The following is a 25,101-nucleotide window of genomic DNA, read 5'->3' as shown; positions in this document are numbered from 1 at the left end:
TGTGTTGTGCGCAAACATCACTTTACCAAGGGAGAAGCTCTTTTTCTATATCCGCTTTTTCCAATTCCTACACCCACGGAGATTTTACACTAACAGCGAGCAAAGCGTCGATCTCGCTGCTGATGGTTCCGGTTATCGGAGTTTTATCAGGCTATCTTGTGCTGAACGAAAGTCTCAACCCTGCAACCCTGGGCGGAATCGTCTGTATTCTTGCCGGGGTATGGCTTGTTCATGCCCAAAAACCGGAGCTGCGCAAAAAAAATACAATGGTGAATTTTCCTGCGGAAAATGATACACTTTAAACGGCTGAAGCACTTTAGGTACCCGAACAAAGGGAGGGGCTTACAGTGCTTTACTGGTTTAAGGCATGGCGTTATGGTATGAAAATCAAGCGGGTTGGAGGATCTGGTTTGCTATGAAGATCAAGATTTTACTGCTGGCCCCCTATCGAGGATTGAAAGAATTAGCTTTAAGCCTTGCGTCGGAACAGACGGATTTGGATATTACGGTAAAAGAAGGCGACCTTGAAGAAGCCTTGGCCATATATAAGCATCTGGAAAACGAGAAATTCGACATCATTATCAGCCGGGGAGGAACGGCGAATCTTCTTCGGGACCATGTGCCCCAGCCCGTGGTTGAAATTCCCTTGTCGGGCTTCGATCTCCTTCGTACGCTAACCTTGGTCAAAGACTATAAGGGGAAGCTCGAAATGGTGGCTTTTCCGAATATTTGCGATGACGTGATTGCCGTCTCCCACTTGATGGGGATTGATATTCCTTATACAGTGATCCATGAAGAATTGCAGGTGGAGGGGATTATCCGGCAAGCCAAAAAAAAGGGCGTTCAAGTGATCGTAGGAGATACCGTCACCATACGGCTGGCGAAGAAGCACGGATTGCAGGGCGTCTTGATTACATCGGGAAGAGAGTCTGTCATCGAGGCCTTTCATCATGCCAAACAGGTATATCAGGTGCTGCTACAGGCGAATAAGAAATACCGGGCTTACGAAGCGCTGCTCCATGAGCTGGAAGAAGGGATTGCGATGGCAGACGAGCAGGGGAGGATCAGCTTTTCCAATCCCGGCTTTCGCCGTTTCATGCAGCTGTTCGGAGAACCCGGGGAAACGGCCGATCCCTCTTTAGTAGAATTGTTTCCGGATTGGATGTCCATGGTGCAGACCGTCAATGAAAATAAAAAAGCGATCTCCTACGTAAACATTGGAGGACGGCAGCTGCAGTGGACCTTGGGGATTTTTGAAGAGGACAGGCATCAGCGTCTTTATTATGTAAGAATAAAATCACTCCGGGATGCAGAGGACGAACTGGAGATCAAGTATGCGCAGCCTCCCGTCCATTCGTTTACCCAGATTCTAGGGTCGGCCAGGGAAGGCAAGAAGGCCATCGAGCAAGCGAAGAAAGCCGCCGCCGAGCATCTGATTACGTTGTACGGAGAAGAGGGGACGGGCAAAAAATATATAGCCGGGGCCATTCACGGATCACTGGAACCCAAGAACGATTGGTTTATTGAATTGACTGTCAAGGCGGGCACCCCCGGTGCGCTTTCCAGATTAACAGATGCGCTGTCCGGGATTGAAAACGGAACGGTTTATCTCAAAGGGTTGGAAAAGTTCGATGAGCTCAGTCAAGCCGCCATTAGCCGATGGCTGGAGCGGCAGCCCAACAAGGTTATCATGTCCTTTAAGGAATCACCCGAGGCCATGTTGGACAAAGGGGCCGTAGGCCAAGAGCTGTATGAGCTGATTTCAAAACACCCTGTTTATATTCCGTCCCTGCGCGAAAGGATGGAAGATCTGGATGAGTATATCCGTTATTTTATTGGAAAATGCAATGAAAAGTACGGAAAACAAATCGTCGGCATCCGCAACGATGTGCTGGAAAGGATGTCTGAATATGCTTGGAAAGGAAACCTCGAAGAGCTTGAACAAATGATCGACTCCTTCGTGAGAATTTCGAAAGGGCATTATATTGAAAATGATGTGCTGTCCCTGATTCCATCAGATACCGGAAAAAGCGCGTCCCGCAGCGGCACGGTGGAAATCGATATTCATCAAACGCTGGAGGAAATCGAGCAGGAGATTATTCAACGCGTGCTTGCGGAGGAAAAGATGAACCAATCCAGAGCGGCCAAACGGTTAGGCATCACGAGAGCTACCTTATGGAGAAAGCTGAAGGAGACAAAAAACGGGTAAGAGTGTTTTAATTTTAAACACTTTTGCCCGTTTTTTTATAAAATCAAAAGTTTATATTGATTTACTATGCATTAACTATTATGATTTAGAATAGTAAGAGTTAGAAAATAAAAGCGATTTTACAGGAATGTGTATAAATTTTAAACAGTCCGTGTTTAAAAGAGGTGAATGTGTTGAAATTAGCGATGATTGCCGATGATCTGACAGGAGCCAATGATAGCGGAGTGCAGTTGGCCAGATACGGTTTGAATACGTCGGTATTGTTCGAGCTGGATGAAACGGCCTTCGATCAGGACGCGGTTGTCATTGATACGGATAGCCGATGGCTGCCTCAAAGCCAGGCGTATGACAAAGTAAAAAAAGCGTCGCAGGTGCTTAAATCGGGCAGCTTTGATGTAATTTACAAAAAAGTGGATTCTACCCTGAGAGGAAATCTGGGCACGGAGATCGATGCTTTATACGACGTTTTTCATCCGGATTTTGTCGTCATTGCACCGGCGTATCCGAGGAATGGCAGAACGACCGTCAAAGGTATTCACTACCTTTATGGAAGGCCCTTGGGCGAGACGGAAATCGCAAGGGACCCGAAAACCCCTGTCCGTGATTCCTATATCCCGAGCATTGTGCAGGGTCAATCGGAGCGGCCGGTGGCTCTGGTCACTTATGAGGAGCTGCGATCCGGCTTTGAACAGGTGCAGGCCAAGCTAAAGCAATGTCGGGAGGATCAGATCCGGTATATCGTATTTGACGCCGAACGGGAAGAAGATTTGCGGCTTATTGTTCAACTGATGTCCCGAAGCGGCCACTCCGTTTGCTGGGTAGGCTCTGCAGGGCTGGCTAATTATTTGCCGGAGGTCTACGGGCTGCAGCCGAAGCGGATTGAGCTGGATATCCCGCGGGATCCAAAGCCGGTGCTGCTTGTGGCCGGCAGTGTAAGTTCAACGACCCGGAAACAGCTGGATATTGTCCTTGAGCAGCCTCATATTAAAGGTATTGAAATGCGTTCCTCTTTACTTGTCGCTGATGAGGCGTCCCGTGAGGCGGAAATGCAAAGAGTATATGAGCAAGCCAAGCGGGCGCTCGAGGATCAGGTGGATATTGCTTTATTTTCCTCCGGAAGGCCTGAAGATATTGAAGAGGCCCAGCGGCTGGGAAAAAAGAACGGAATGGACGAAAGTGCAGTGAGCAATTCGATATCCGCCGCGCTGGGAACGGTCACTTCCCGTCTCACCGAAGCCTGCGAAGTAAAAGGCTTGGTGTTAACCGGAGGGGATACGGCAAAGCAAGTTTGTATGCAGCTTGGTGTGACCGGATTTCATCTCATAGCCGAAGTGGAAACCGGTATTCCGCTCGGCCGAACGATCGGGTCCAGGCCCATGTATGCCATCACCAAAGCGGGGGCGTTCGGAACGGATTTATCGCTGCTTAACTCCATACAAAAGCTCAAGGGGGAATAAATCGTATGAAACCAGTAATTGGCATAACGATGGGTGATGCGTCCGGTATCGGTCCGGAAATTATCGTGAAAGCGCTGCAATCGGCTCAGGTATACGAGCAGTGCAAGCCGGTTGTCATAGGCGATTATAAAATTCTGGAACGCGCCAGAAATATCGTGCAGGCCGATGTGAAGATTCATAAAATCAGTCAGCTTAGCGAGGCCCTGTTTCAGCATGGCACGATAGACTGCGTCGATCTGGATCTGTTGCTTGAAGACCTGCCGTTCGGGCAAGTATCGAGCGAGGCGGGCAACGCAGCCTTCCAATTCATTAAAAAGGCCGTGGAACTCGCGCAAGCAAAGGAAATTCATGCCATCTGTACCGCGCCGCTGAATAAAGAAGCCCTTCATAAGGGAGGACATCTGTATCCGGGACATACCGAAATTCTGGCTGAATTAACCGGCACGGAGGACTACTCCATGCTGCTGTCCTCTCCGAATTTGAAAGTCATTCATCTCACCACCCATGTGGGATTGATTAAAGCGATCGAGATGATTAATCCGGAAAGAACGTATACGGTCATCAAGCTGGCTCATGAGACGCTTACCCGTGCGGGGAAGATCCGGCCGAGCATTGCGGTATGCGGGATTAATCCTCATGCCGGCGAGAATGGATTGTTCGGAAACGGGGAAGAAGAAGAGAAGCTGATTCCGGGCATTGAGAAAGCCAAGGCAGAGGGCATCAACGTCACGGGGCCGTACCCGGCGGATACGTTATTTTTCCGTGCGGTCCGCGGGGATTTCGATATCGTGGTCGCCTGCTACCATGACCAAGGCCATGGTCCGATCAAGGTATTGGGATTGGAAGAGGGAGTCAATATCACGGTCGGATTAAAGGGCGGGATCATTCGCACCTCTGTAGATCATGGAACCGCCTTTGATATCGCCGGTAAAAATATTGCCGACGAGCGGAGCATGCTGGCCGCCATACGGGATGCCATTGAGCTGGCACCTAAAGATCTGCAATAAGAATAGGAAAGAGCCTGTGATCCTTGATAGGAAAGCAGGCTCTTTCTTGACCGCCGGTTCACATATAGCGTATCATGAATATAATTGGATAAAGCGTGGGGGTCCGAGGAATCGGGCTGAGAGTACGGCTAGTCCGCCGTTAACCATTTGAACCTGTTGGGTCATGCCAGCGTAGGGAGAGGTGAGAGACACACTTTGCTATGGGCAAGGTGTGTTTTTGTTAGTAGAAAGCAGGGGGGATCAAGGTGGTCTACCTGGAGTTTCAAGGCGTTAGTCACAACTATAACGGAGAGCAGCAGGTCATTCATGGCCTGCATCTGCAGGTGCAGGAAGGGGAGTTCGTTTCCCTGGTCGGCAGAAGCGGCTGCGGCAAGACGACCTTGTTAAAGATGGCGGCGGGCCTGCTCGCGCCTGACGAAGGGACGGTCCGGATCGCGGACAAGCCGGTCACGGAGCCGCAAACCCAAGTTGGCGTTGTCTTTCAAGCGCCTACTTTACTGGAGTGGCAGACGGTAAGGGATAATGTCCTGCTGCCGGTGTCTTTGGTCCGCAAGCCGACCCGAGCCGACCGGGAGGCCGCGGACGCCTTTTTGGAACGCATGGGCCTGGCTCAGCATGCCGATAAGTATCCCGCCGAGCTGTCCGGCGGTCAGCAAAGCCGTGTGGGCATTGCCCGGGCTTTGATGCGAAACCCGTCCTTGCTGCTGATGGACGAGCCTTTCGCCGCATTGGACGCTTTGACAAGGGAGTCTTTGCAGGAGGACCTTCTCCAGCTGTGCAGGAGCAGGAAGATGACGGTCCTTTTTATCACCCATGACATTACGGAAGCCGTGTATTTATCGGATCGCGTCATTGTTCTTCATGGAGGAGGCATTGCCGGGGAGTACTCCGTGCCATTACCCGATTTACGCCATTATGAGATGCGCTATGACGGCGAATTTAACCGGGTGTGTCTGGCGGTGAGACAGGCGATGGAAGGAGGGGAGCGGAAGTGATTCGGAATGCTGTCCTGCCGGTCGGGCTTTTGGTGCTGATGATCGCCGCGTGGGAGGGCTTTGTCCGCTCCAGCGGGGTCTCGGAGTTGGTACTGCCTGCCCCGTCTGTCATAGCTGATACCTTGTGGACGGGCCTGGTCACGGGATATTTTACGAAGCATATCGGCCAAACGCTGCTGGAAATTGTGCTCGGCTTGCTGCTGGGCGGCTTGTTCGGGGTTCTTTGCGGGATCGCGATGGGCGAATGGGCGTGGCTAAGACGGCTTTTATCCCCTTATATCGTGGCCAGTCAAGCGGTGCCCAAGCTGGCGCTGGCGCCGCTGTTTATGATCTGGTTCGGATTCGGGACCACCCCCAAAGTCGTCATCACGGCGCTAATTTCCTTTTTTCCTCTGCTGGAAAGCACCGTTACCGCTATTCACTACGTAGATCCGTTGAAGCGGGACTTGTTCCGGGTGCTGGGAGCCTCCCGGTGGCAGACGTTGATCCGGCTCAAGCTGCCGGCGGGATTGCCCGGTATGTTCTCAGGGCTTCGCGTCGCTGTGGTGCTGGCTGTAGTCGGGGCGGTGGTCGGCGAATTTATCGGGGGAAACCAGGGCCTCGGGGCTTTGATCATCGCCTCCCAGGGGATGATGGACACGCCTCTGATGTTCGCTGTACTGCTGCTGCTCACCGTGCTCGGAATGATTTTATATCAGATCATTATTGTTCTGGAGAGGGTCAAGTTAAAACCGTATAAAAGGGAGAAAGACAAATGAAAAAATATACTATCGCAGCAATCCTGATGTTGGCGGGGAGCCTGCTGTTATCGGCATGCGGGACCCCATCGTCGAATGAAACCGGTTCGGCTCAACCGGCCGCCGGGACGCCGGCGCAAACGCAAAAGGTGATCATGGCCAGCTGGAGCAAGCCGATCACCGAACAAACGAATCTTTATTATGCGGAGGAGCAAGGCTGGTTTAAGGAAAAGGGCATTGACTTTACGTTTGTTCCGGGCGCCGGAGGCGGAGATGCGATTAAGAACATCCTGTCCAAGCAGGCCGACATTGCGTTTACAGACCCGGGTTCCTTGTACTTTGCTTTGGATAAAGGCGAGAAGCTGCGCGTCATTTATAACATTTATCCTCAAAATGTATTTAATATCGTTTCTTTAAAGGATAAGAACATCCGGGAACCTAAGGATCTCAAAGGGAAAAAAATCGGCGTATACAGTTTATCCAGCGGCACCCGCCATAACCTGCTGGTTGTTCTCCATCAGGCGGGACTGACGGAGAAGGATGTCACGATCGTGGAAACCGGAGTATCCAATTTCGCTCCTCTGATCCAAGGGCAGGTAGACGCAACGGCAGCCACCGATACCGGTCTGGCCGATGCGATGCTGAAAGGACTCGGAGATGTGAATGTCATCAACGTGAAGGACTACCTGAATGTACCGAGCGACGTGTTCGTTGTGACCGAAGAGACCTTCCAGCAGAAGAAAGAAATGCTGAGGAGCTTTCTTGAGGTCTATAAGAAAAGCGCCGAATGGATGATTCAGAATCCTGACGCGGCGGCTGAACTGGCTTTGACGAAAGCGATCGACGGAAAAGATAAGCAGCGCAACGGAGAAATCATCAAGCTGCGCAATGAATCGACGGTATCCGAAGATACGGACAAAAACGGACTTGGATGGCTGGATGCGTCTATTCTGCAGGAAGGCGCCGACGTATATAAGAAGCTGGGTTTGATCCAAAATGACTTGAAGCTCAGCGACATCGTGACCAATGACCTGGTTCCGAAGAAGTAATCGCCGCAGGTGTGAGCGGTATCGGGCTTTACAATAATGGGAGTGGTGCTATAGGGAGGGGGAATCCAAATTGAAGGCGGAATCGAGAGAAATCGTACAACATATTCTGGGGTATATCGGACGCTTTTCGGCAGGCGATGTGACGGAGGCTGAATCGGAGGCTTCGTTTCAGGAAGCGGCTTTAAAGCTGTTTCGCTATCAGTTTCAACACAATGCAGCGTACAAGAAATATTGCCAGGCCCGGCGTAAATCCCCGTTAACGGTTAGGGATTGGCGGGAGATTCCGCCGATCCCGATTCAGGCGTTTAAAGAGCTGACGCTATCCTGCGAGCCGGCGGAGGAAGCGGAAGCCGTATTCATGACCAGCGGAACGACGAATGCGGACAAGCGGGGCAAGCATTATCATCCGACCTTGGAAGTATGGGATGCATCGATGGTCCCTCCTTTCAAGCATTATGTGCTTCCGGACCGTGACCGGATCACGGTATTGGTGCTGTCTCCCGCGGCCGATTTGAACCGCAATTCGTCCCTCTCCCGTTATTTGACGAAGGCTGTGGAGCATTACGGCACATCCGGCAGCCGTTATTTTTACTCGCAGGAGAACGGTTTGGATATGGAAGGGGTTCTGGCGTCACTTCAGGAGTGTACGGCTCGTAACGAACCGGTGCTTCTGATCGGGGCTACTTTTGCTTATGTGCATTTGCTGGATTACTGTGCAGACCATTCATTTCAAGTCGAGCTTCCGCAGGGCAGCCGCCTGTTTGATACAGGCGGTCTGAAAGGGCAGTCCCGGGAGATCACGGCGGAGGAGCTGTACCGGAAGATCGAAGATCATTTCGGGCTGAATCGCGAGTCCTGTGTGAATATGTACGGGATGACGGAGCTCAGCTCGCAAATCTATGATCAAACGATACGCAGCCGCGTACTGACGGGCCGTGCCGTACATGAGAAGGCGAATCCCCCCTGGATTCGGACGCTTGTTCTTAACCCCGACACATTGGAGCCGGCTCCAGACGGGGAAACCGGTGTTCTGGCCCACTATGATCTGGGGAATTGGAACTCGGCATTCGCTGTTCTCACGGAGGACATGGGGTATAAGAACGAACGCGGGCTTGTCCTGCTGGGACGGATCAAAGGCTCGGAGGCCCGCGGGTGCTCCATAGCCATCGATCAGTTGATGAGTTCCCATAAGAAGCAGGTGAAAGCATGAACTCAAGTGAGGCGGTGACCGTAAGACCTGCGTACAAAGTCCCAAGCGGCATCCGGCCGGGTTCGTTTACGGAGCGGCTTTACGATGGTCCGCAGGGAACGCTGGTTCTTCAATACCCGGATTTGACACCGGAGTTGATGGCGGACATTACCCGGGAACTATCCGTACGGCGGAGGGAATATTTGGCCCGCTTAAGAACGGAACAGATTGTTGAGCGATTGGACCTGGCCGTTCGCCAATGGCTGGACCCGGACTATGAGCTCCGCCGGTTGGCGGAGGCTTGGCTGCCGGTGATTACGGGCTACGACGGGGAAATGATTCGGCTCGAACTTAAACGCTTCTTCCGGACCTTTCGCCGGAAGGAGCTGCTTCGCTTTCTGGACGTGGAATTCGATGCCTCGGAGGTGCTTGATGAGTTCCGGCCGATGAAAAACGGCGGAATGAGCCGGGCGTACGGGCCTGAGCTGTTATTTCACGTCTTTTCCGGCAATGTGCCCGGGCTTCCGATCTGGAGCCTGGTCATGGGAATCTTGTTGAAATCGGCGAATCTGGGCAAGACGTCCTCGGCCGAGCCGCTGATGGCTGTGCTGTTTGCGGAATCGTTGGCGGAAGTGGACCCCGCACTCGCGGACTGCCTGGCCGTGCTGCCGTGGAAGGGCGGCAATGAAGTGCTGGAGCGGCCTGTCATCGAGGCGGCAGAGGCGGTCGTCGCTTACGGCTCGCAGGAAACGGTGGAAAAGCTGCGGTCGCGAGTGCCGGGGACCAAGCGCTTTATCAGCTACGGCCATAAGGTCAGCTTCGCGATGATCGGGCAGGAGGCGCTGACCCCAGACCGCTATCGCGAAACCGCCCGGAGGTTGGCGGAGGACGCATCGATCTATGATCAGCAGGGCTGCCTGGCTCCGCACAGTGTGTTCGTCGAAGAAGGCGGCGCGGTATCGCCGCGGCAGTTCGGGCAGCTGCTCGCCTCCGAGATGGAACGCTATCACGAGAAGAAGCCCCGGGCCGTGCTGTCGGACGAGGAATCGATGGCTATTCACGCGGTGAGACAGCGGTTTGAAATGATGAGTTTGCGGGGAGAACCCGCAGCGGTCTATACGAGTCGGACCGGAACGGATTGGACCGTCATTTATCACGGGCGGCCCGGCTTCGAGGCTTCTCCATTGAACCGGACGATTCATGTGTTTGCGTGCGAGTCCCTGGAGTCGGCCGCCGAACAGATCCGGCCTTACCGGGAGGTTTTGCAGACGGTGGGCCTCGCTGTCGGTCCGGACCGGTTAGAAGCGGTGGCAGGGCTGCTTGGCATGTACGGCGCCACCCGCATCTGCGCGGTCGGGGAGATGTCGCGGACGCCCTCGGGCTGGCACCATGACGGACGCTTAAATCTGCTCGATTTGGTCCGCTGGGTTGATTTGGAGAGAAGCGTGGAGCAGGATGCCGAACGGTATGATCCCGATGTGGAGTAGGGGGGATAGGAATGGACTTTGCGGGAAAAACGGTTTTGGTCACAGGCGCAAGCCGGGGCATCGGCGCAAGTATTGCCAAGGCGTTCGGTGCTCTGGGCGCTTTGGTTATCGTCAACTATAAAAGCAATGAAAAGTCGGCCTGGGAAGTGGCGGAGCACATCCGGCAGACGGGAGGAGAGGCCGTGGCGCTGCAGGCCGATGTCACGGACGGGGCGGCGGTGCAGCGGATGGTCTCCGAAGCGGTGGAGGCTTTCGGCGGAATCGACATCGTTGTCAATAATGCGCTCAGCCATTACAGCTTCAACCCGAAGCAGCGCGCAACGGCATGGAATATCGAATGGGACGACTATCAAAGACAACTGGACGGCAGCCTCGGCGGGGCGTTTCATGTTTGCAAGGCGGTGATTCCCCACATGAAGGAACGAAACGGCGGCCGGATCGTGAATATGGTCACCAATCTGATTGATTTTCCGGTTGTCCCGTATCATGATTACACAACGGCCAAATCGGCCCTGCTTGGTTACAGCCGCAATCTGGCTGCAGAGCTTGGAGCTTTCGGAATTACGGTCAACTGTGTGGCGCCCGGACTGACGTACCCCACCGACTCAAGCCGGGAGACGAAGGAAGATGTCAAGAATGCGATCATCCGTCTGACGCCGATGGGACGGTTGGCTTCTCCGAATGATATTACAGGAGCCGTTTTGTTTTTTTCCTCGGAGTGGGCGGCCTTTATCACAGGACAATGCTTAAGGGTAGACGGCGGATTGACGATGCATTGATCAAAATGAGGAACGAGTAAGGAGGTTCATATGGTGGACATTCAACAAGCGGTCGCTGTGTTGGAAAAGGTACGGGAAAAGAGCCCGTTGGTACACAATATTACCAATATCGTTGTGACGAACTTCACCGCCAACGGGCTGCTCGCCTTAGGCGCTTCTCCCGTCATGGCTTATGCCAGGGAAGAAGTGGCGGATATGGCCAAAATAGCCGGGGCGCTGGTATTGAATATGGGCACGCCGAATGAAGAGGTTGTTCATGCGATGCAGGTTGCCGGCCAATCGGCGAATGAGCACCGGGTACCTGTGGTATTCGATCCGGTAGGAGCGGGAGCCACCCCTTATCGAACGGCAACGGCACGCCGAATCATGAAGGACATCAAGGTCTCGATTCTTAGGGGGAACGCCGCCGAAGTGGCCAATGTCATTGGGGAAGCGCGGAGCATCAAGGGCGTCGATGCCCTGGAGGCGGGAGGCGATGCAGCGGAGCTTGCCCGTCAAGCGGCCCGGACGCTGGGGGTCGTCGTGGTCGTTACCGGGAAGGACGATATGGTAAGTGACGGAAAGATCGTCTATAAAGTCAGCAACGGTACCCCTTTGCTTACCAGGGTCACCGGGACGGGCTGTTTGCTAACCTCGGTGATCGGCGCATTCGCGGCCGTCGAAAAGGATCTGACATTGGCCGCGGCAGCGGCCCTGGCTTATTACGGAGTGGCCGCAGAGAAGGCTGTCGAGGTGTCCGGAGCCGATCGCCCGGGCACTTTTCAGACCGAATTTCTAAATCAGCTGCACCTGACGGATGGGGCCGCGCTGCGTGAACATGCGGCGATTCACGTAGAGTAGGTGCCGTACGTGACCAAGGAAACCGAGAATGCCAAATCCTGTCCGCTTTGCGGTATTTGCAAAGCCTGTCTTGATGCATTTGAAGGGAAAATGACAGGCGAATAATTGGATATATCGTATGGCACAGGCCCTGCCGGTTGTCGGATGGTTTACCGCGGTTTGAAGTCATTCATCCGTGATCCGGCACTAGCGGGGCCGCTGCATAAAAAAATATTTTTAGTCATTGACAAAAGATGCAAGTGTGTTATATAGTTCATTTAAAGCGTTTTCAACTCATTTATATAAAACTATGTTTTATAATATAAAACAAATTGCGACAAAATCCCTTGACGATGAGCAGCACTATCCCGTGAAGCCTTTGTATTTTGACTTGATATCTTGGGACTCACGCATGTCTCTATATGAACAGGAAATAAAACATAGTTTTATAATATAAAACTAACATAACAAATTTAACCGCTTTCATCCCGGTTATTTGCTGGAAATCAAACTAACCCGATTTCCAGAAATAATAAATGATCCAACTTTGTAAAAGGGGAGTGTCATTTATGAGCGTAAAAAGAGGGTTTAAAATGACAGCTGTTCTGCTTCTGGCCGCTTCCGTTGTGCTTGCCGGCTGCGGCAGTTCCAATCAGGGTACCGGTTCCGGCACGGGAGCATCGGGGGGCTCGGGTCAGGCAGCGAAAACGATCAAAGTTGCGAATTACTTTGCCCCCGAGCATCCGCAGAACGTTGCACTTCGCGAGAAATTTAAGCCGCTGGTCGAGACCAATTCGAATGGCACACTCAAGGTTGAAATTTATGACAACAACAAGCTTGGCGCCGAGAAGGAATTTTACAACGGAGTTCGCAGCGGAACGATCGAGATGGGAATTCCGGGGCTGATTATGCAGTCCGATATCGAGAAAATGCAGGTTGGCGAATGGCCGTTTTTGTTTGAAAATTTCGCCCATGCCAAGAAAGTGTTTGACGGTCCGATCGGACAAGAGATGGCGGAAGATATGGAAAGCAAGCACGGCGTGAAAGTGCTCGCCTGGAGCGCTAACGGGTTCCGGATGTTCTCCAGCACCAAGCCGCTTAACAGCATTGAGGATTTCAAAGGCTTCCGTCTCCGTATGCCGAACATTCCGAACTATATCGCACTGGGCCAAGCTTTGAAAGCCAACGTATCGCCGCTGCCGATATCGGAGGTGTTTACCGCACTTGAGCAAAAGGTTGTGGACGGTCAGGATAATCCGATCGCTACCTTACGCGCATCCGGCTGGTACGAAGTTCAAAAGTATGTTTTGGAATCCAACCACATGTTCAGTCCTAATATGTATATCATCAACAAGAAATTCTGGGATGCACTGACGCCTGAACAGCAGAAGGTCATCCAGGATGCATCCAAAGTAGCGGCGGACCATGAGTGGAAGCTGCTTGAAGACAGCTTTGAGGAGGATAAGAAATTCCTGCAGGAAAAGGGCTTGCAGTTCATTACGCCGGATGACAGCTTCAAGAAGGCGATGCAGGATGCCGCAGCTCCATTGTACGAGGAATTCTACAAGAAATACCCGTGGGGTAAGGACATGGTAGAAAAGATTAAGGCGGCAGCGCAGTAACGCTGATAAGAAGTAAGCGCAAACAGGCCCGGACCGACCATCTGGCGACTTGGAATGCCCCGACAACACGTTTTCTCGATTACAACAGAGGAGGGAGTATCCACGTGAAAAATGTAGGAAAAGCGGTTGAGAATCTGTTTAACGGTTTCATTGCTTTGGCGCTATCGCTCATGGCTATCCTGGTTTTTGGAAATGTCGTGTTGCGCTATTTGTTTAACTCCGGCATTACATGGTCCGAGGAAATGGCCCGATTTTTATTCATATGGCTTGTGCTTCTCGGCGCAGTTATTGCATTCAAGGAAAATTCCCATCTGGGTGTCGATATGCTGGTCAAAAGATTATCGAAGCCGCTGAAAAAGATCGTATTCATCATCAGTAATGTGATTTTGCTGGCCGTTATCTACCTGGTGGTCGAAGGGAGCTGGAAAATTACGCTGCTTAACGCCGGCAGTACGGCACCGGCGACAGGCTTGCCGCTAACATTGATTTACGGAACGGGTATTATCATGGGTATAGGTATGGGGCTGATCATCATTTTTAAGCTGTACCGTGTGCTGTTCGCTAATGAGGATGTCAATAAATATATGCAAATCCACGAATCTGAGGAAATCATTACGCATGTGAACACCTCTGGAAATAAGGAGGTTCCAAGATGATCGTTACCGTATTTCTCGGATCTCTGCTGGGCGCTATGGCGCTTGGCATCCCGATCGCCTTTTCGCTGCTCGTCAGCGGGATGGTGCTAATGTATACGATGGATATTTTCGACAGTCAGATTATGGCCCAGAACCTGATTGACGGCGCCGACAATTTCCCGCTGCTCGCGATTCCGTTCTTTATCCTGGCGGGGGAGCTGATGAATGCGGGAGGTATTTCCAAGCGCATCATTAACTTCGCTATGGCTCTCGTCGGTCATATCAAAGGCGGCCTCGGTTACGTTGCGATTATCGGAAGCGTCATGTTCGCAGGACTATCCGGTTCCGCTGTAGCCGATACGGCTGCACTCGGAGCGATTTTAATTCCAATGATGGTGGCGGCAGGGTATAACAAAAACCGGTCCGCCGGGTTGATCGCCGCCGGCGGGATCATTGCGCCGACCATTCCGCCAAGCATCCCTATGATCATTTTTGGCGTGACCAGCGGTGTTTCGATTACCAAATTGTTTATGGCCGGTATTGTTCCCGGTTTATTGCTTGGCGTCGGTTTGACCGTTGCCTGGTATTTGATCGTACGCAAAGATAACTACAAAGTATTCCCGAAAAAATCCGGGAAGGAAATTTTGAAGGCCTCGGTCCAAGCGATATGGGCGCTTATTCTGCCGGTCATTATTATCGTCGGTTTGCGCGGTGGAGCCTTTACACCGACGGAAGCCGCCGTCGTTGCCGCCTTTTATGCGCTGTTCGTCGGTCTCGTCGTCTATCGCGAGCTGAAGCTGAAGGATTTGTACCAGGTTTTGGTGGCGGCAGGCAAAACGACCAGCGTCGTGATGTTCCTGGCTGCTGCTGCGCTGGTTTCCTCCTGGCTGATTACCGTAGCCAATATTCCCAACGAGCTGACGAACATGCTTGGCCCGTTAATGGATAATCAATTGCTTTTATTGATGATGATTAATCTTGTCGTTTTCCTGGTTGGAACGGCTATGGATTTGACGCCTACGATTTTGATCCTGACGCCGGTGCTTATGCCGATTATCGATGCCGCAGGAATCGATCCGGTGCTTTTCGGAATTTTGTTTGTCCTCAACTGCTCCATTGGATTGCTTACTCCGCCGGTAGGAACCGTACTGAACGTAGCGGCCGGGGTCGGAAAGCTCAGTATGGAAGATATTATGAGGGGCGTTTGGCCATTCTTGCTGGTTGAAGTGATTATTCTGCTTCTTCTCACCCTGTTCCCGCAAATTGTACTTGTACCGCTTGGTTGGTTTACTTGATAGAGGAGGACACAAGAGATGAAAAAATGGAAAGTTGTCGTTACCGATTGGGAATACGCAGATCTGCGGTTTGAGGAAAACGTGCTGCTTCGCCACGACTCCATCAAACTGGTTTCCGCCCAATGCAAAACCGAGGAAGACGTGATCGAGGCATGCCGTGACGCCGATGCGCTCATCAACCAATACGCGCCGATTGGCCGCAAGGTGATCGAGGCGCTCGAGAAATGCAAGGTGATCACCCGCTACGGCGTCGGCGTGAACACGATTGATCTCGATGCGGCTACGGAAAAAGGAATTTGCGTTGCCAACGTACCGGATTACTGTATGGATGAAGTGGCCGACCATGCGCTGGCGCTGCTTCTGAGCTGGACCCGAAAAATCACGCTGGCCAACCATCATGTGAAAAACGGCAAATGGGATTTCAAAGTCACACAGCCGATTTATCGTCTTCGCGGAAGAACGATCGGTTTAGTCGGCTTCGGCAAAATCCCTCAGATGCTGGCGGAAAAAGTAAAGCCGCTCGGCTTGAAGGTCCTGGCTTATGATCCTTATTTTCCGAAGCATTTGGCTGAAGAGAAGGGGGTTGCGCTGGTCGAGCTGGATGAGCTGTGCGCCCAATCCGATTTTATCTCCGTGCATGCCCCGCTTATGGAAGCCACGCGCGGGATGATCGGGGAGCAGCAATTTGCCCGGATGAAGAAGGATGCCATTATTATTAATACTTCCCGCGGACCGGTCATTCACGAGAAAGCGCTGGTCGACGCCCTGACCAAAGGGCAGATTGCCGGAGCAGCGCTGGATGTGGTGGAAGAAGAGCCGATTCCTAAGGATCATCCGCTTCTTTCGATGGATAACGTCATCCTTACGCCTCATGCGGCATGGTATTCCGAAGAAGCGGCGGCGGAGATGCGCTCCAAAGCGGCTATGGGCGTAGTCGACGTATTGATTGCCGGCGAATATCCGAAGTATCTGGTGAACCAAAAGGTGAAAGAGCGGGTAGAGCTGAAGCCTTCCCGGCCGGAGCAGCGCTACCAGAGCCTTTAACCCGATAAACAAAAAATAAGAATGGGGGAATCAAACATGAATTGGTTCAAAAAAGCGATGATCGGCATTACACTGCCCAGCCTGCTTGTCGTTAGTGCCTGCGGCGGCGGGGGAACGGCGACCCAGGAAGCGGGCGGTCAGGCGGGGGGAGCGCCGGCCAAACAAACGCGTACCCTCAAAGCGGGAATCGGTTTGAATGAGGATCATCCGCAGGGCCAAGGGCTTAAGAAATTTGCCGAGCTGGTGGAACAGAAGAGCGGTGGCAGCATGAAGGTGCAGACTTACTTTGCGGCTCAACTGGGCGATGATTTAAAAATGACGAATGCGTTAAAATCCGGAACGCAGGAGATCACCATTCCATCCACTTCACCGCTCACCTCGATGGTGAAAGAATTCGGCGTGTTTGACTATCCGTTCGTGTTTAATAACGAGCAAGAAGCGGATGCCGTGCTTGATGGACCCGTAGGGAAAAAATTACTCGATATGCTGCCGCAGCAGGGACTTATCGGATTAACTTATTGGGAGAACGGGTTCCGCAATTTGACCAACAGCAAGAGACCGGTTGCTGCGCCGGAGGATTTTCAGGGACTGAAGATCCGTACCCTTCAAAGTAAAGTGCATATCGAAGCATTTAGTGCTCTAGGGGCAAATCCGACACCGATGCCGTTCTCCGAAGTATTCAGCGCATTGGAGGGGAAAACCGTCGACGGCCAGGAAAATCCGCTGCCGACGATCGAATCCAACAAGTTCTATGAAGTGCAGAAATACTTGAGCTTGACGAATCACGTCTATACGCCGTTTGTATTTCTGGTCAGCAAGAAGTTCTGGGACGGTCTGACACCGGATGAACAAAAGATTTTGCAAGAAGCATCCATAGAAGCGGGTAAATTCCAACGTGAAAAGAACCGGGAGCAAAATAAGCAATCGCTGGAAAACCTGAAGTCTAAGGGCATAGAAGTAAATGAGGTGAAACCGGAAGACCGGGAGAAGATGCAGGAAATCGTCAAGCCTGTCCTCGATAAATTTTCCAAAGACTTAGGTGAAGCTTTGGTCAAAGAAATGTACGATGAAGTGAATAAAGTGCGCGGGAAATAAGACGCAACCCAAGTGATGATTCTTCTTAAGCAGCCGCCTTACTTGGGTAACGGCTGAAATGGAAGAGGCACCAATTATTTCAAGGATGGACATGGTCAAGGTGGGGGGAGCTGGAACAACGGTCTCCCCATCTGTATTGCTTCCCGAAACCAGGGACAACAACGGAAGGAATGGTCATGGGATCGGAACCGTCTTCCATGAATGCAACGCCGTTAAGCCACAGGCCGGGATCCATGGAAAGATGGTTTGGATAAGAACATGAATACGTTTATAAAGGAGATGCGACTCTTGCAAAAAACTCGTGATGTCATTGAACAGCTTGGGTTCCCGCGTGGTGACCTTCATGATCTGCCGTCCTCCACAAAGACATTTCCGGATGGCGCCCAATACCGGATTGAAATTCCCAGCGTGGAAGGACCCGCTTCCTTTGAGGCAGTCATCGAAGCCTGCAAGCAATATGATGTGTTGATTCATCGCGTGTCTCAAGGCAGCGGCATCATGCTGCTGACGGATGACGAACTGAAGCAAATGGCGGAAATCGGCAAGCGCGAAAACTTGGAGGTCAGCTTGTTTGTAGGACCTCGCGGTACGTGGGATACCACAGCAATGCCTTGGGCGAGTGCCGGCAAGGTCATCGGTCTTCGCGTGGAAAGCATGGATCAGCTCGTTTATTCGATCGAGGATATCAAGCGTGCGTGCGATGCGGGCATTCGCGGCATTCTCGTAGCGGATGAAGGGCTGCTTTGGCTTGTCAATGAGTTCAAAAAGAAGGGCGAGCTGCCGGAAGATTTGGTCGTGAAAATTTCCGTGCAAATGGCGCAGGCGAACCCGGTTTCCATTAAACTGATCGAAAGCATAGGGGCGGATACCTACAACGTACCGACCGATCTTACCCTGGCCCGCCTTGCTGCGATTCGTCAGGCCGTTGATATTCCGATTGATATTTATGTTGAAGTTCCGGACGATATCGGCGGATTTATCCGGCATTACGAAATTCCGGAAATCATCCGTGTGGCTGCTCCCGTCTATATTAAGTTCGGATTGCGCAACTCGCCTAACATTTATCCTTCCGGCACCCATTTGGAGCAAACCTCGATTGCGCTGTGCAAAGAGCGCGTGAGACGCGCAAAAATCGGAACGGATATGATCAAACGGTACAGTCCCGAATTGCGAACATCGGAAAAAGGCGCCGCCGGCTTGGGTGTCCCTGTGAAGAAGTAAACAAATGAAAGGTTTCCGTAAAAAGGGTGAATAAACATGCCGATGATTCAAGCTGTAGAACGGGCACTTTTGATTTTGGATTTGTTCGATGAGTATGATACCGAGTTGAAAATCACTGAAATCAGCGACCGCATGGTTCTGCACAAGAGTACCGTTCATTCTCTCTTAAAAACGCTTCAGGTTCATCGCTATATTGAACAAAACCCCGAGAACGGAAAATACCGTTTGGGCATGAAGCTGCTCGAGAGAGGGACCATCGTCATGCATAATCTCGATATTCGGAACGTTGTAAGAAAGCACCTGATCCACTTATCGAACATCACGGGCCAGACGACGAATTTGGTCATTCTGGACGGCAAAGAGGGCGTGTACATCGATAAAGTCGAAGGTTCGAAGGCGATCATCCGTTATTCGCGTATCGGCAAACGAATTCCAATCCACTGCAGTGCGGTTGGCAAGGTGCTCGTCGCCTATAAAGAGCCGAAGGAGTTAAAGCAATTACTGAAAGGTTATGTTTACAGGCAACATACCGCGAAAACCATTATGAGCGAATCTTATTTTATGCAAGAGCTTGAAAAGGTACGTGGACAGGGCTACTCCGTAGACAATGAAGAAAATGAGCCGGGAGTGCGCTGCATTGCCGTTCCGGTAAGGGATCATTCGGGGCAGGTGATCGCTGCGATCAGTATGTCAACGCTCGTTGCACGCGTGAGCGATGCGGAGTTGATGGAGCACGTACAATCCCTGCAGCAGGCTGCGGAGGAAATTTCAGAACAGATGGGATTCGGCATTCCTTCATTTCATGGCAAAGAAGTGCTCTAGGGATATGAAGGAGTTCACTATATACCAACTTGGGAGGCATATTTCATGCGTATAATTCGATTTTTAAATGAGTCTGATGTACCTACGGTTGCTGCTTTAACGGATGAGAATCAAGTGTTTGCGCTGCCGTATCAAGGTTTTATAGAGCTGGTGGATGCCGCTAATGCACAGGGAACGACCCCGCTGAAGCTCGTTTTGCGTGAGATCGAAAACGGCAGCCCGCTGCCAACGGCGTTCGAGAACCTTCGTCTGCTGGTGCCGATTGAAGCCCCTGAAGTATGGGCATCCGGCGTCACCTATGCCCGGAGCAAGGAAGCGAGAAATTATGAGGCTACCGGCGGCAAGCTGGATTCAACGACGTTCTACGATAAAGTATACGATGCGGAGCGTCCGGAAATTTTCTTCAAATCGACTGCCGCAAGGACCGTGGGGCCCAATGACGATGTTTACCTGCGCAGCGATTCGAACTGGCAAATTCCGGAGACCGAGCTCGGCCTTGTCATTGACAGCAAAGGTACGATTCTCGGCTATACCGTCGGTAACGATATGAGCTGCCGTGACATCGAAGGGGAGAATCCGCTCTATCTTCCGCAGGCGAAGCTTTGGAAAAGATCGTGCTCCATCGGACCGTCGATCCGTTTGGCGGAAACGGTGGAGGATCCGTACAAGTTCGAAATTGCCTGCCGGATTTACCGTAACAATGAGAAGGTTGTAGATGGTACGGCAAGCACCGGGCAGTTAAAGAGAAAGCTCGAAGAGCTGGTTTCCTTCCTGATCAGAGATAATGAAATCTTTGACGGCACTGTCCTTCTTACCGGAACCTGCATCGTCCCCCCCAATGAGTTCACGTTGCAGGATGGCGACCGCATTGAGAATGAAATCTCCGGTATCGGTGTACTGACGAACTTCGTAAAACGCCCATAAGCGGAGTGGAGGGATCGGAATGGAACCGACACAGGCCAAATACAAGGTCATTATGATGAAGCCGCAGGACAACGTCGCTGTCGCTTTGGAGAATGTACCGGCTGGAGCGCTTCTTCAGGTCACATGTCAGGATAAGACCTTTGAAGTCGAGCTCAGGCAGGCGATCGAGTTCGGCCACAAATTCGCCGTCTTACCGATCAGCTCGGGTCAGGATATCCTCAAATACGGCGAGGTCATCGGCGTTGCCGTCAAAGATATTCAAGCCGGCGAGCATGTGCATGTGCATAACCTGGAAGGCAAACGAGGAAGAGGTGATAAGCTTGGCCAATCAACCTGAACCGACATTTTGGGGATACCGTCGTCCGGACGGACGTGTAGGCGTACGCAACCATGTGCTGATATTACCTACCATTACTTGCGCCACTCAAGCGGCGAAGCAAATTACGGAGCTTGTGCAGGGCACGGTATCCTTCATTCATCAGCATGGCTGCGCCCAGGTCGGCGTCGATTATGAACAAACCTTCCGAACCTACGTGGGCATGGGGACCAATCCTAACGTTTACGGCGTTGTCGTACTTGGACTGGGCTGCGAAACGCATCAAGCGCGCAGCGTTGCCGGTGAAATTGCCAAGAGCGGCAAGCCTGTCGAGCTTGTATCGATCCAGGACCACGGAGGCACCCTGTCTGCCATCGCCCAGGGCGCAAAAATCGCGGCACAAATGGTGCAGGACGCCTCTGAGCTCATGCGCGAGCCGTTTCCGTTCAGCGAGCTTATCGTCGGTACCGAATGCGGCGGCTCAGATGCCTGTTCCGGCTTATCCGCGAACCCGGCGGTCGGATTCGTCAGCGACCGGATTGTCGATTGCGGAGGCACTTCGATTCTGGCGGAAACGACGGAACTGATCGGCGCCGAGCATTTGCTTGCGAATCGTGCCGTTGACGACAAAGTGGCGAAGCGGGTCTATGAAGTCATTCAGGCCATGGAAAACCGCGCCTTTACGATGGGCGTAGATATCCGTACCGGCAATCCGAGTCCGGGCAATATCCGCGGAGGGCTGAGCTCTCTTGAGGAAAAATCGCTCGGAGCGGCGAATAAAGCAGGAACCCGGCCGCTTCAGGAGCTGATCGATTATGCCGAGCGGCCGACCCGCAAGGGACTGGTTTGGATGGATACGCCAGGCCATGATATCGAGCAGTTAACAGGAATGGTCGCCGGCGGAGCGCAAATCGTGCTGTTTACTACAGGAAGGGGGACGCCAACAGGTTCTCCGATCGCACCAACGATCAAAATATCCACGAACTCGGCGATCTTCAATAAAATGCGCGAGAATATCGATATTAACGCAGGGACGATTATTGAAGGCACGGAAACGATCGACTCGGTCGGCCAGCGGATTATGGATCAAATTTCCAAGGTGTGCTCCGGAAAGCTGACCAAAGCGGAAATATTAAAGCAGCATGATTTCGGGATCTGGCGCATCGGACCTACATTCTAAATTTGTTATTCGGAAGGAGTAAATAGACCATGACCGTACAAACAGAAGCCAAAACCTATTTGAACTATATCGATGGAGAGTGGGTTGCCGCCTCCATGGGCAAGACGGACGCGAGCATTAACCCCGCGAACAAGCATGAAATTGTCGGCTACATTCAAAAATCCGGCAAAGAAGACCTGGATCGTGCCGTAGCTGCTGCGAAAAAGGCCTTCGCGCAGTGGAGAAAGCTGTCCGGCCCGGCGCGCGGAGAGTATCTGTATAAGATGGCGAATGCTTTGGAAAGACGCCTCGATGAAGTAGCGGAAACCATGACAAGGGAAATGGGCAAGACGTTCCCGGAAGCCAAGGGCGAAACCGCCCGCGGTATAGCGATTTTGCGTTATTATGCCGGTGAGGGCATGCGTAAGAACGGTGACGTTATCCCGTCTACGGATGCGGAAGCTTTGATGTTCACTACACGCGTTCCGCTTGGAGTTGTAGGCGTCATCACGCCTTGGAACTTCCCTGTGGCCATCCCGATTTGGAAAATGGCGCCGGCGCTCGTATATGGAAATACCGTAGTGCTCAAGCCGGCCCAGGAAACGGCTGTCACTGCGGCGAAAGTGATCGAGTGCATGGCGGAAGCAGGACTGCCCGCAGGTGTCTTGAATCTGGTTACAGGCAACGGTTCCGTTATCGGTCAGGGCATTATCGATCACCCCGATATTAACGGCATTACCTTCACCGGTTCCGACAACGTGGGTAAATTGGTCGGACAGGGTGCGCTTGCACGCGGTGCCAAATATCAGCTGGAGATGGGCGGTAAAAACCCGGTCATCGTGGCGGCGGATGCGGATTTGGATCTTGCGGTGGATGCGACCGTCAGCGGAGGTCTTCGCTCTACCGGTCAAAAATGTACGGCCACCAGCCGTGTTATCGTTCAAAGCGCCGTATATGAGGAATTCAAACAAAAGCTTCTGGCCAAAGTGAAGGAAATCAAAGTCGGTCACGGGCTGCAAAGCGATACATGGATGGGCCCTTGCGCCAGCCAAAGCCAATTGGATACCGTTCTTTCTTATATTCAAAAAGGAAAGGAAGAAGGGGCCACTCTTCTTTACGGCGGCAGCCGACCTGAAGGAGAAGGCTTGGAGCATGGCTTCTATGTACAGCCAACGGTATTTGAGAACGTCAAGACTAACATGACCATCGCGCAGGAAGAAATTTTCGGACCTGTGCTTGCTTTGATCAAGGTAGATACCATTGAGGAAGCGATAGAGATCGCCAATGACGTGAAGTTCGGTCTCAGCGCGTCCATATTTACCCGCGATATCGCGAACATGCTCAATTTCATCAAGGATATCGATGCGGGCCTCGTCCGTATCAATGCGGAAAGCGCGGGCGTAGAACTGCAGGCTCCGTTCGGCGGAATGAAACAATCGAGCTCCCATTCCCGTGAACAGGGTCAAGCGGCAATCGAATTTTTCACTTCCATCAAAACGGTATTTGTTAAACCATAAAAAGCTCTCATAGGTACAGCAATAGAGGACCGGGTTTGCGATTGAAAAGCGAATCCGGGCCTCTTTTTCTCATAGGTAAAGCCGTTTAGCTAAAGTCATTTGCAGCCCGAAGAGAAATCTCCCGAAAAAAATGTTAACGTGAACAATTTTGTATTGTAATTGCGTGATAAAAGAAGTACTATTAAAGCACACGTGAACATTAATCTAAAAAGGGCAGAGGTGGAATGTTTATGAAAACATTTTTGGATGAAAATTTCTTGTTAAACAACGAAACGGCAGTCCATTTATACAATCATTATGCAAAAGAAATGCCGATTATCGACTATCACTGCCATTTGAGCCCTCAGGAAATATATGAGAACAAAACGTTTAAAAATATAACGGAAGTATGGTTGAACGGAGATCACTACAAATGGAGAGTTATGAGAGCTAACGGTATAGAAGAGAAGTATATTACCGGCGATGCTAGCGACTATGATAAATTCCTGGCGTGGGCCAAAACCGTACCGATGACGATTGGAAATCCGCTTTTCCAATGGTCCCATCTGGAGCTCCGGCGCTTTTTCGGCATCCATGACTTGATTAATGAAAAGAATGCGCCGTTGATTTGGGAGAAGGTAAACGCTCTGCTCCAAGGGGAAGGCTTCGGCGCAAGGGATCTGATTACCAAGTCCAATGTCAAAGTGGTTTGCACGACGGACGACCCAACCGATTCCCTGGAATATCATATCAAACTGAAGGAAGAGAACGATTTTGACGTGGCCGTACTGCCTGCTTTCCGGCCGGATAAGGGGCTGGAAATCAACCGGGCTACGTTTGTGCCTTGGATTGAGAAGCTTGGGCAAGTAACCGGACAGCCGATTTCCAGCTACGATCAATTTTTGGCAGCTCTCGATGCAAGGGCCAGATTTTTCCACAGCGTGGGCTGTACGGTTTCCGACCATGCGTTGGACTATGTAGCTTATGCCGAGACGACCAAAGAAGAAGCGGCAGAGATTTTTGCTTATGCCTTGCAGGGAAGAGCGGTTAGCTTAGAGGAAGAAAAAAAGTTTAAGACATATACATTGATTTTCTTGGGCAAAATTTATGCAGAGCTGGGCTGGGCCACTCAGTTCCACATTAATGCATCAAGAAACAACAACTCGCGGATGTTTGAGAAGCTGGGCCCGGACACAGGCTTCGATTCCATCAACGACAGCGCACTTGCTTATCCGTTAGGAAAATTGCTCGATGCTTTGGACAAAGAAAACGCCCTGCATAAAACGATCTTGTACTCTTTGAACCCTAAGGACAATTATGTGCTGGCCACGGTAATGGGAGCCTTCCAGAACGGCGGGATTCCAGGGAAAATGCAGCTGGGCTCCGCCTGGTGGTTCAACGATACGAAGGACGGCATGCTCGAGCAGATGAAAACGTTGGCTAACGTCGGACTGCTGAGCCGTTTTGTCGGGATGCTTACCGACTCCAGAAGCTTCTTGTCCTATACAAGGCATGAATACTTTAGACGATTGGTTTGCAACCTGATTGGCGAATGGGTTGAGAATGGAGAGGTTCCGAATGATATGGAGCTTCTGGGCAGCATTGTTCAAGGCATTTCCTATAATAATGCCAAGGACTATTTTAACTTCAAGATCAAGGCATAAATGGAATTATCCTGTTGAACAGGCCAACTCTCGCGGGTGGCCTGTTTCTTTGCATGGGATGAATATAACGAGGGATTGCC

Annotated in this window: 23 protein-coding genes; all 23 read left to right on the top strand. The window is 51.7% G+C overall.

What is annotated here, in order from left to right:
- Window positions 1-302, top strand: a 302-nt coding sequence (locus BLT35_RS23110; RefSeq protein WP_139170851.1) for an EamA family transporter, incomplete at its 5' end; no start/stop codon positions are given.
- A gap of 65 nt (window positions 303-367) precedes the next feature.
- Window positions 368-2,209 carry a sigma-54-dependent Fis family transcriptional regulator gene (locus BLT35_RS23105; protein ID WP_083351387.1) on the top strand — a complete coding sequence of 614 codons (1,842 nt, stop codon included), beginning with the start codon at window positions 368-370 and terminating at the stop codon, window positions 2,207-2,209.
- A 173-nt stretch (window positions 2,210-2,382) separates the two neighbouring features.
- Window positions 2,383-3,666, top strand: coding sequence for a four-carbon acid sugar kinase family protein (locus BLT35_RS23100; protein WP_083351386.1), 1,284 nt, complete (start codon window positions 2,383-2,385; stop codon window positions 3,664-3,666).
- Between the two features lie 5 nt (window positions 3,667-3,671).
- The gene (gene pdxA, locus BLT35_RS23095) at window positions 3,672-4,673 is read left to right on the top strand and encodes a 4-hydroxythreonine-4-phosphate dehydrogenase PdxA (protein WP_054816988.1); all 1,002 of its coding nucleotides are present in this window, start codon (window positions 3,672-3,674) and stop codon (window positions 4,671-4,673) included.
- A 245-nt stretch (window positions 4,674-4,918) separates the two neighbouring features.
- Window positions 4,919-5,668 carry an ABC transporter ATP-binding protein gene (locus BLT35_RS23090; protein WP_235594189.1) on the top strand — a complete coding sequence of 250 codons (750 nt, stop codon included), beginning with the start codon at window positions 4,919-4,921 and terminating at the stop codon, window positions 5,666-5,668.
- Entirely contained in the window at window positions 5,665-6,426 is a 762-nt protein-coding gene (locus tag BLT35_RS23085) for an ABC transporter permease (protein ID WP_054816989.1), read from the top strand. Before BLT35_RS23090 ends, BLT35_RS23085 begins: the two co-directional genes overlap by 4 nt.
- The gene (locus BLT35_RS23080) at window positions 6,423-7,454 is read left to right on the top strand and encodes an ABC transporter substrate-binding protein (protein WP_062410242.1); all 1,032 of its coding nucleotides are present in this window, start codon (window positions 6,423-6,425) and stop codon (window positions 7,452-7,454) included. Before BLT35_RS23085 ends, BLT35_RS23080 begins: the two co-directional genes overlap by 4 nt.
- A gap of 70 nt (window positions 7,455-7,524) precedes the next feature.
- Complete coding sequence (locus tag BLT35_RS23075; protein ID WP_062410243.1) at window positions 7,525-8,664, top strand: LuxE/PaaK family acyltransferase; 1,140 nt, start codon at window positions 7,525-7,527, stop codon at window positions 8,662-8,664.
- Window positions 8,661-10,130, top strand: coding sequence for an acyl-CoA reductase (locus BLT35_RS23070; RefSeq protein ID WP_074729855.1), 1,470 nt, complete (start codon window positions 8,661-8,663; stop codon window positions 10,128-10,130). Before BLT35_RS23075 ends, BLT35_RS23070 begins: the two co-directional genes overlap by 4 nt.
- Window positions 10,131-10,141: 11 nt before the next feature.
- Window positions 10,142-10,909: a 3-oxoacyl-ACP reductase gene (locus tag BLT35_RS23065; protein WP_074729854.1), complete on the top strand. Its 768-nt coding sequence runs from the start codon at window positions 10,142-10,144 to the stop codon at window positions 10,907-10,909.
- 30 nt (window positions 10,910-10,939) lie between these two features.
- The gene (thiM, locus tag BLT35_RS23060; RefSeq protein ID WP_171006011.1) at window positions 10,940-11,749 is read left to right on the top strand and encodes a hydroxyethylthiazole kinase; all 810 of its coding nucleotides are present in this window, start codon (window positions 10,940-10,942) and stop codon (window positions 11,747-11,749) included.
- A 548-nt stretch (window positions 11,750-12,297) separates the two neighbouring features.
- Window positions 12,298-13,350 (top strand): TRAP transporter substrate-binding protein, encoded by a 1,053-nt coding sequence (locus BLT35_RS23055; protein ID WP_054816993.1) that lies wholly within the window; start codon window positions 12,298-12,300, stop codon window positions 13,348-13,350.
- A gap of 104 nt (window positions 13,351-13,454) precedes the next feature.
- Window positions 13,455-14,006 (top strand): TRAP transporter small permease, encoded by a 552-nt coding sequence (locus tag BLT35_RS23050; RefSeq protein WP_074729853.1) that lies wholly within the window; start codon window positions 13,455-13,457, stop codon window positions 14,004-14,006.
- Window positions 14,003-15,280 carry a TRAP transporter large permease gene (locus BLT35_RS23045; protein ID WP_074729852.1) on the top strand — a complete coding sequence of 426 codons (1,278 nt, stop codon included), beginning with the start codon at window positions 14,003-14,005 and terminating at the stop codon, window positions 15,278-15,280. The genes BLT35_RS23050 and BLT35_RS23045 overlap by 4 nt, the downstream gene beginning before the upstream one ends.
- Window positions 15,281-15,298: 18 nt before the next feature.
- A complete protein-coding gene (locus BLT35_RS23040) occupies window positions 15,299-16,324 on the top strand; it encodes a C-terminal binding protein (protein WP_062410247.1) in 1,026 nt (341 codons plus the stop codon).
- A gap of 36 nt (window positions 16,325-16,360) precedes the next feature.
- Window positions 16,361-17,419 carry a TRAP transporter substrate-binding protein gene (locus BLT35_RS23035; protein WP_074729851.1) on the top strand — a complete coding sequence of 353 codons (1,059 nt, stop codon included), beginning with the start codon at window positions 16,361-16,363 and terminating at the stop codon, window positions 17,417-17,419.
- 288 nt (window positions 17,420-17,707) lie between these two features.
- A complete protein-coding gene (locus BLT35_RS23030; RefSeq protein ID WP_171006010.1) occupies window positions 17,708-18,640 on the top strand; it encodes a U32 family peptidase in 933 nt (310 codons plus the stop codon).
- A 36-nt stretch (window positions 18,641-18,676) separates the two neighbouring features.
- Entirely contained in the window at window positions 18,677-19,462 is a 786-nt protein-coding gene (locus tag BLT35_RS23025; protein ID WP_054816995.1) for an IclR family transcriptional regulator, read from the top strand.
- 45 nt (window positions 19,463-19,507) lie between these two features.
- The gene (locus BLT35_RS23020) at window positions 19,508-20,386 is read left to right on the top strand and encodes a fumarylacetoacetate hydrolase family protein (RefSeq protein WP_074729850.1); all 879 of its coding nucleotides are present in this window, start codon (window positions 19,508-19,510) and stop codon (window positions 20,384-20,386) included.
- A gap of 19 nt (window positions 20,387-20,405) precedes the next feature.
- Window positions 20,406-20,723 carry a UxaA family hydrolase gene (locus BLT35_RS23015; RefSeq protein WP_062410249.1) on the top strand — a complete coding sequence of 106 codons (318 nt, stop codon included), beginning with the start codon at window positions 20,406-20,408 and terminating at the stop codon, window positions 20,721-20,723.
- Window positions 20,707-21,882: a UxaA family hydrolase gene (locus tag BLT35_RS23010; protein WP_074729849.1), complete on the top strand. Its 1,176-nt coding sequence runs from the start codon at window positions 20,707-20,709 to the stop codon at window positions 21,880-21,882. The genes BLT35_RS23015 and BLT35_RS23010 overlap by 17 nt, the downstream gene beginning before the upstream one ends.
- A 29-nt stretch (window positions 21,883-21,911) precedes the next feature.
- Entirely contained in the window at window positions 21,912-23,378 is a 1,467-nt protein-coding gene (gene gucD, locus BLT35_RS23005; protein ID WP_074729848.1) for an alpha-ketoglutaric semialdehyde dehydrogenase GucD, read from the top strand.
- A 230-nt stretch (window positions 23,379-23,608) separates the two neighbouring features.
- The gene (gene uxaC / locus BLT35_RS23000) at window positions 23,609-25,021 is read left to right on the top strand and encodes a glucuronate isomerase (protein ID WP_062410251.1); all 1,413 of its coding nucleotides are present in this window, start codon (window positions 23,609-23,611) and stop codon (window positions 25,019-25,021) included.
- Window positions 25,022-25,101 lie beyond the last annotated feature (80 nt).

Origin of the sequence: Paenibacillus naphthalenovorans (genome assembly GCF_900099895.1) — a bacterium.
Classification (GTDB): Bacteria; Bacillota; Bacilli; order Paenibacillales; family NBRC-103111; genus Paenibacillus_G; species Paenibacillus_G naphthalenovorans.
Note: the sequence above shows the minus strand (reverse complement) of the source record. Positions and strands in the feature narration are given on the sequence as shown.

Excerpts from the sequence above, each read along its gene's own strand:
- pdxA (WP_054816988.1), top strand. The coding sequence starts at position 3,672 with ATGAAACCAGTAATTGGCATAACGATGGGTGATGCGTCCGGTATCGGT.
- BLT35_RS23045 (WP_074729852.1), top strand. The coding sequence starts at position 14,003 with ATGATCGTTACCGTATTTCTCGGATCTCTGCTGGGCGCTATGGCGCTT.
- BLT35_RS23025 (WP_054816995.1), top strand. The coding sequence starts at position 18,677 with ATGCCGATGATTCAAGCTGTAGAACGGGCACTTTTGATTTTGGATTTG.
- BLT35_RS23035 (WP_074729851.1), top strand. The coding sequence starts at position 16,361 with ATGAATTGGTTCAAAAAAGCGATGATCGGCATTACACTGCCCAGCCTG.
- BLT35_RS23070 (WP_074729855.1), top strand. The coding sequence starts at position 8,661 with ATGAACTCAAGTGAGGCGGTGACCGTAAGACCTGCGTACAAAGTCCCA.
- BLT35_RS23105 (WP_083351387.1), top strand. The coding sequence starts at position 368 with ATGGCGTTATGGTATGAAAATCAAGCGGGTTGGAGGATCTGGTTTGCT.
- BLT35_RS23020 (WP_074729850.1), top strand. The coding sequence starts at position 19,508 with ATGCGTATAATTCGATTTTTAAATGAGTCTGATGTACCTACGGTTGCT.
- BLT35_RS23080 (WP_062410242.1), top strand. The coding sequence starts at position 6,423 with ATGAAAAAATATACTATCGCAGCAATCCTGATGTTGGCGGGGAGCCTG.
- gucD (WP_074729848.1), top strand. The coding sequence starts at position 21,912 with ATGACCGTACAAACAGAAGCCAAAACCTATTTGAACTATATCGATGGA.
- thiM (WP_171006011.1), top strand. The coding sequence starts at position 10,940 with ATGGTGGACATTCAACAAGCGGTCGCTGTGTTGGAAAAGGTACGGGAA.
- BLT35_RS23065 (WP_074729854.1), top strand. The coding sequence starts at position 10,142 with ATGGACTTTGCGGGAAAAACGGTTTTGGTCACAGGCGCAAGCCGGGGC.
- BLT35_RS23015 (WP_062410249.1), top strand. The coding sequence starts at position 20,406 with ATGGAACCGACACAGGCCAAATACAAGGTCATTATGATGAAGCCGCAG.
- BLT35_RS23040 (WP_062410247.1), top strand. The coding sequence starts at position 15,299 with ATGAAAAAATGGAAAGTTGTCGTTACCGATTGGGAATACGCAGATCTG.
- BLT35_RS23055 (WP_054816993.1), top strand. The coding sequence starts at position 12,298 with ATGAGCGTAAAAAGAGGGTTTAAAATGACAGCTGTTCTGCTTCTGGCC.
- uxaC (WP_062410251.1), top strand. The coding sequence starts at position 23,609 with ATGAAAACATTTTTGGATGAAAATTTCTTGTTAAACAACGAAACGGCA.